Origin of the sequence: Brevibacterium mcbrellneri ATCC 49030, from assembly GCF_000178455.1 — a bacterium.
GTDB lineage: Bacteria > Actinomycetota > Actinomycetes > Actinomycetales > Brevibacteriaceae > Brevibacterium > Brevibacterium mcbrellneri.
This window is the reverse complement of sequence record NZ_ADNU01000022.1, coordinates 67,058-73,572: the sequence shown is the minus strand read 5'-3', so window position 1 is coordinate 73,572 and position 6,515 is coordinate 67,058. Positions and strand designations below refer to the sequence as shown.

3 protein-coding genes are annotated in these 6,515 nt (G+C 56.6%); all 3 read left to right on the top strand.

Annotated elements, in window-relative coordinates; all coding sequences use genetic code 11:
* The first annotated feature begins 1,022 nt into the window (after positions 1–1,022).
* The gene (locus tag HMPREF0183_RS04055; RefSeq protein WP_005883062.1) at positions 1,023–2,456 is read left to right on the top strand and encodes a purine-cytosine permease family protein; all 1,434 of its coding nucleotides are present in this window, start codon (positions 1,023–1,025) and stop codon (positions 2,454–2,456) included.
* Between the two features lie 364 nt (positions 2,457–2,820).
* A complete protein-coding gene (locus HMPREF0183_RS04050; RefSeq protein WP_005883060.1) occupies positions 2,821–4,557 on the top strand; it encodes an alanine/glycine:cation symporter family protein in 1,737 nt (578 codons plus the stop codon).
* 261 nt (positions 4,558–4,818) lie between these two features.
* On the top strand, positions 4,819–6,513 hold the full coding sequence (hutU, locus tag HMPREF0183_RS04045; RefSeq protein ID WP_005883059.1) for a urocanate hydratase: 1,695 nt from the start codon (positions 4,819–4,821) through the stop codon (positions 6,511–6,513).
* The last annotated feature ends 2 nt before the right edge of the window (positions 6,514–6,515 follow it).

Below are 6,515 nucleotides of genomic sequence, written 5' to 3'. Positions count from 1 at the left end.
CTCGCGCACGTTTTTCGGGGTCTCGCCGGTTGGTGGGGCCCCGAGTTTTTTGTATTCACATGCGGTTACGCCGTTTCGCCTTGGGTTAGTCGCAGGGACGCATCATTTGGCTACAGTCGAGTTCGATTTTGGGGCTCGAGTGTAGCCAAAAGGGTCTAAAACTGTGGCGTGCATCACGTTTTAGGGGTGTTTTGGGGTTATTTGGCTACAGTCCACAAATTGGACTGTAGCCAAAAGTGTTCTAGGGAGGCCGAGGTGGGGGATGCCCTGCGTGTTAATGTGGTTACCGCGGGTTACCCATCACGCGTGAGCACTCCATCTTTCGTTTGCTGTGTTGGGTAACTGGCCGACTTTGGCCCGAAAACGTGAACAAAACGAACAAAAGTGGCGTTTAGTCAACACATTGGATTGAGCTGTGTTGGGTAAACGGTTTGTGGGTGTGGCGGCGTGGCGTCTGCGGGGTGAAAGCGCGACTGGTTTTCGCTCGCTTTGCGCCGTTTCGCCTGGGGTTGGCCCTCCCATGTGGCGGTGGCCTTGCGATATGACAATGGGTCCGACGATTTAAACCGTGGGACCCATGTAATGTCCTAACGCTACGGTGCCTAACGGCTGGGCCGCCAGAGGATATGTTTCCGTAGGGTGTGTCGCCATTTTAGCTTCATGAGCGATGTGGAGCGTGTTTGGAGTGCTTCCAGTCTGCCGGTGCGGAAGCGCTGCAGTAAGGTTTCGGCCCTCCCGCGATTTTCTGCCACCTCGGGAGCCCGCTCTAACATGCAAAACCGCCCACTCCTAACCACCCCAACAACTTCTGTCCGGCAAGGTGGATAGTTTCTTGTGCTGGACAAAAGTTGCACTCCGGAGCCCCCAAAAATCGCGGTTTGTGAGCCTCGTCACGTGCTAGCATTGACCGTTCCTACCGCGTAAATGCGCGTCTAGTAACAGCTCAACACAGGGCCAAATCCAGTCTCAACAACAGTTCGGACTGCAAACCAAATACCAACCCAACACAGTGAGGAGTGCTCATGGCTGACACAAAGTCTTCGAGCGGTCTCGTCGAAAACCGCACCATTGACTGGGTCCCTCCAAACGAGCGGCACGGAACCGCGTTTTCACAGTTCACGCTGTGGTTTGGTTCGAACACGCAGATCACCGCGATCGTCGATGGCGCGCTCGCAATCGCCGTGTTCAAGTCCGACGCTCTATGGGCCATCATCGCTCTGCTTATCGGTAACATTTTGGGTGGAACCATCATGGCGTTGCACTCGGCGCAGGGGCCCACGCTTGGTCTGCCACAGATGATTTCTTCGCGCGCACAGTTCGGTGTGATTGGCGCGATTTTCCCGCTGGTGCTGGTTGTGCTCATGTACATCGGCTTCGCGTCCACGGGCGCGGTGCTGTCAGGCCAAGCCGTTAACGGAATTTTGGGGATCACTGATAGTGACTTCAAGTGGGTGGGCATCGTCATCTTCGGTATTCTGACGGCGATTATTGCCCTTCTGGGGTACAGGTACATTCACCTGCTGGGGCGTATTTCGTCTGTCACCGGTTTGCTTGGCTTCCTGTACCTCACTGCAATCGTGGTGATCACGGTCGACGTTCCTGCCGTCCTCGCAAACAGCGAGTTCAGCGCGCCAGTGTTCTTGAGCGTCGTGGCACTGTCGGCCGGTTGGCAGCTGACCTACGGCCCGTATGTGGCCGACTATTCGCGCTACCTGCCAGAAAACACTCCCCGCCGAGCCACCTTCTGGTTCACCTTTGGCGGCTCGGTCATTGGTTCGCAGTGGTCCATGACCCTGGGTGTCCTCATTGCGGCAACGGCGATGTCACAGGGTGGCGATGCGTTCCTGGACAACCAGGTTGGCTTTATTGGTGACCTGGCTGGCGGTGGCGTTCTAGCGCTCCTTATCTTCATTGTGATCCTGTTGGGCAAGCTCACGGTCAACACCCTCAACGCGTACGGCGCGTTCATGTGTGTGCTGACGATTGCGACCTCGTTCCGCAACAGGGTGAGCGTCACCAAGCTCGTCCGCGCGATTTTCGTTGTCTCGATCGTTGCGCTGACCATCGTGGTGGCCCTGCTCGCGTCCGCTGACTTCCTGGCCAACTTCAAGAACTTCGTGCTGGCGTTGCTCATGGTGTTCACGCCGTGGAGTGTGGTGAACCTGGTGGACTACTACTTTGTGTCCAAGGACCGCTTTGATATTCCTGCGCTGTATGACCGCCGAGGTCGTTACGGGGATTGGAACGTAGGCGCCTTGGTTGCGTATGTAGTGGGTGTTGCGGTGCAGATTCCGTTTATGGATCAGACGATCTACACAGGTCCCTTGGTGGAGATGCTCGGTGGTGCCGATGTCTCCTGGATCATTGGCATCATTGTCACCACGGCGATCTACTATCCGTGGGCTAAGAAGACCAACGTCGCACCCGCCCAGACCATTTATCCAGAGGCCAGCTAGGACCCACCTTGGGAGGCCCCGGAACGTAACCACCTCGGGAGGGGCGGTCAAAGCAAAGCGTTCCGGGTTATCTAGCCAAGGCCAAACGGCGCAAAGCGAGCGTAACGGCGCAATATAACGCGCAGTTTCGCTCGCTTTGCGCCGTTTCAGCACCGCTTCACGACCCTCGTATGTAACGAAAGGGTAACAACAGTGAATCTGCCGTGTTCCCCGTCGCGCTGGGCCAAATCCCACCCGCAACCGCGTGAAATCAGGGCATTAACACGGAATCGCGGTGCCAAACTCTAAGCGATCGTTAAGATTAGGAACGGTGCCCGAAGCCGGAGCGACCCTTCGGCCGTAAAGCTACCCCTGCACCGAATTTATGAATCATCATATTTTTGCAACCGCGGTAAACGCGGCTCCATCTGGTTTAGAAAACTTACCCTCGATTGACGTTCTTGCCGAGTCGGCAGATGCAGCTGAAAAAGCTGGCATCGATCAGTTCCTCGATAAGGTATTTGCCCCATTTGCACAAGTCCTGTCAGACATTGTGTTCTTCGCGATTCCGCTCCCTGGCGGCGCTGAACTCCCTGTGATTGTTGTGTGGCTGATGGCTGCTGCCATCTTCCTCACCGTGTACCTGCGCTTCCAGCCCATCACTGGTTTGGGGCACTCAATTGAAGTAATCCGCGGAAAGCTGACGCGTAAGACTGACCCGGGTGAGGTTTCATCTTTCCAGGCTTTGGCAACTGAGCTGTCTGGAACCGTGGGACTCGGAAATATCGCTGGTGTGGCTGTCGCTATTTCCGTCGGTGGCCCGGGTGCAGCGCTATGGATCATTCTGTTCGGCCTGTTGGCCATGAGTGTGAAAATGGCCGAAGCCACACTGGGTGTGAAGTACCGTGAGGTTCGTGACGACGGGACCACGGCCGGTGGTCCTATGTACTACTTGAAGGCCGGTCTTGCTGAAATTGGCCGCCCTAAGCTGGGTAACTTCCTTGCGGTGTTCTATGCAGTTGCCGCTCTGATCGGTGTGTTCGGTGCGGGTAACCTGTTCCAGGCCAACCAGGGTGCTGCGGTTTTGGTGAACGCTACTGGTGGTGAATCCAGCTGGTTCGCTGACAAGATGTGGCTCATTGGTGTGATCATGGCTGTTTTGGCTGGTCTTGTGATCATCGGTGGAATTAAGAAGATTGCCGACTACACCTCGGCTATTACTCCGCTCATGGCGATTCTGTACATGATCGGAACCATCGCCGTAATCATGGTGAACTTCACTAACATTCCTACGGCGTTTGCCGAAATGTTCACTGGTGCGTTCACCGGTGAAGGTGTTGCTGGTGGTTTTGTTGGTGTGGCCATTATTGGTATCCAGCGTGCGCTGTTCTCGAACGCTGCTGGTGTTGGTTCCGCTGGTATGGCTCACTCGGCTGTGAAGACTTCACGCCCAGCGACTGAAGGTTACACGGCTATGTGGGAGCCTCTGGTTGACTCGGTGATCGTATGTACGATGACCGCGCTGGCCATCATCACGACTGGAATGTACAAGCAGGAGAACGACGGTTCGGACGCTGCTGGTGTTGAGCTGACCGCGACCGCGTTCGCCACGGTTGCTGACTGGTTCCCAGTCTTGCTCACCATCTGTGTGATTCTGTTCGCGTTCTCGACTGTTCTGTCCTATTCCTACTACGGTCAGAAGGCTGTTGACTTCTTGACCGGTGGTAGCGCGGTTGCTCAGCGCATCTTCCAGGTTGTGTGGATTCTGGCGATCGTTGTTGGTGCATCGATTGGCCTGGAGAGCGTTGTGATGTTCTCTGACGCGATGTTCTTCCTGATGAGTGTGCCTAACCTACTGGGTATCTACTTCTTGGCAAAGATCCTGCGTCAGGAGATTCTGCACCACAAGGTTCGCGCTGACACCGGCACCCTGCCGGAGATTCCTGAAGATCTGCAGGTTGGTCTGCGCGACCACGAGCCAACCAAGGAACAGGTCTCCTCGGAGGCTAAGCGCATTGCCAGGAAGGAAGCTCGCGAGGACGCTGTGCGTGAGGCTTTCCATGAAAAGACTGAAGAACGCGCCCGAGGTCGTCGCCTGCGGAAGCGCGGTCGTAAAGAATAAGTGCGTGGCTGAGTTTCGATAACTCGCCAGTTCGCATGGCTGTATGCCGGTAAGTGCACGGCCAAACGTCGCAAAGTGAGCGGTATGGCGCAATATAACGCGCCGTACCGCTCACTTGCGCCTTTAGCGTGTCCAGTATGTCGGACAGTAACAATGTGGCGCCCATCGCATTCACGGCGAAAACCAGAGACGATTGAACAAACTCCTTACGGTTTTGCTCGCCCACGTGAGCATAACCAGAGACCAGCAGAAAGGTTCATCATGTCCTTTACACGTCACGACCCAACGCGCGTGATCCGCGCGCCTCGCGGTTCTGAAATCACTGCAAAGAACTGGCAGACCGAAGCCGCTAAGCGCATGCTCATGAACAATCTGGACCCAGAGGTTGCAGAACGCCCTGAAGACCTGGTGGTTTACGGTGGAACCGGCCGCGCTGCCCGCAGCTGGGAGGCCTACGACCAGATCGTTGCCACTCTGGACGACCTGGAAGCTGATGAAACTCTGCTCATCCAGTCGGGTAAGCCTGTTGGTGTTCTCAAGACCCACGAATGGGCGCCTCGCGTGCTGATCGCTAACTCGAACCTGGTGGGCGACTGGGCTAACTGGGAGCACTTCCGCAAGCTCGAAGCTGAAGGTCTCATGATGTACGGCCAGATGACGGCTGGTTCGTGGATCTACATTGCAACTCAGGGAATCCTGCAGGGAACCTACGAAACATTCGCCGCTATTGCTCGCAAGCGTTTCGACGGCACCCTGGCTGGAACCCTGACCGTGACCGCTGGTTGTGGTGGTATGGGTGGTGCGCAGCCACTGGCTGTCACCCTTAACGGTGGTGCCTGCCTCATCATTGACGTTGAAAAGGAGCGCCTGGAACGCCGTAAGGGCAAGCGCTACCTGGACGAAGTTGTCACCGACCTTGACGAAGCTCTCAAGTTGGTCCTTGACGCGAAGAAGGAACGCAAGCCACTGTCCGTGGGTCTGGTTGGCAACGCAGCTGAGATCCTGCCTACCCTTCTGGACCGTCCCGAGGCGGCAGAAGTTGACATCGTCACTGACCAGACCTCGGCCCACGACCCACTGTCCTACCTGCCTGTTGGCGTGTCCGTTGACGACTGGCAGACCGAAGCAGATGACGACCCAGAGAAGTTCACTCTGCGTGCGGAAGAGTCGATGGCTAAGCACGTGCGCGCCATGGTCGAGTTCCAGGACCGTGGAGCTGAAGTGTTCGACTACGGTAACTCGATCCGTGACGAAGCCCGCAAGGCTGGCTACGACCGCGCGTTTGAGTTCCCAGGCTTCGTTCCTGCCTACATTCGCCCACTGTTCTGTGAAGGTCTTGGGCCATTCCGCTGGGTAGCCCTGTCTGGTGACCCTAAGGACATCGAAGTGACCGACAAGGCGCTGAAGGAACTGTTCCCTGAGAACGAATCGCTGCACCGCTGGTTGGACGCAGCTGCTGAGTACGTGGAGTTCGAAGGTCTGCCTGCACGTATCTGCTGGTTGGGCTACCGCGAACGCGAAAAGGCTGGTCTGCTCTTCAACAAGCTGGTTGCTGAGGGCAAGGTTTCGGCACCTATCGTCATTGGTCGTGACCACCTCGACTCCGGTTCGGTTGCATCGCCGTACCGTGAAACCGAAGGCATGCTCGACGGCACCGACGCCGTGGCTGACTGGCCACTGCTCAACGCTCTGGTGAACACCTCGTCCGGTGCCAGCTGGGTGTCCCTGCACCACGGTGGTGGTGTGGGTATGGGTCGTTCGATCCACGCTGGTCAGGTGTCGGTTGCTGACGGAACTGACTTGGCTGCACAGAAGCTTCAGCGCCTGCTCACCAACGACCCTGGTATGGGTGTTCTTCGCCACGTGGACGCTGGTTACGACCGCGCTATTGAGGTTGCTGAAGAACGTGGCATCCGCGTCCCTGCAGTTGAAAAGTTGAACAAGCGAGCAGACTAAGG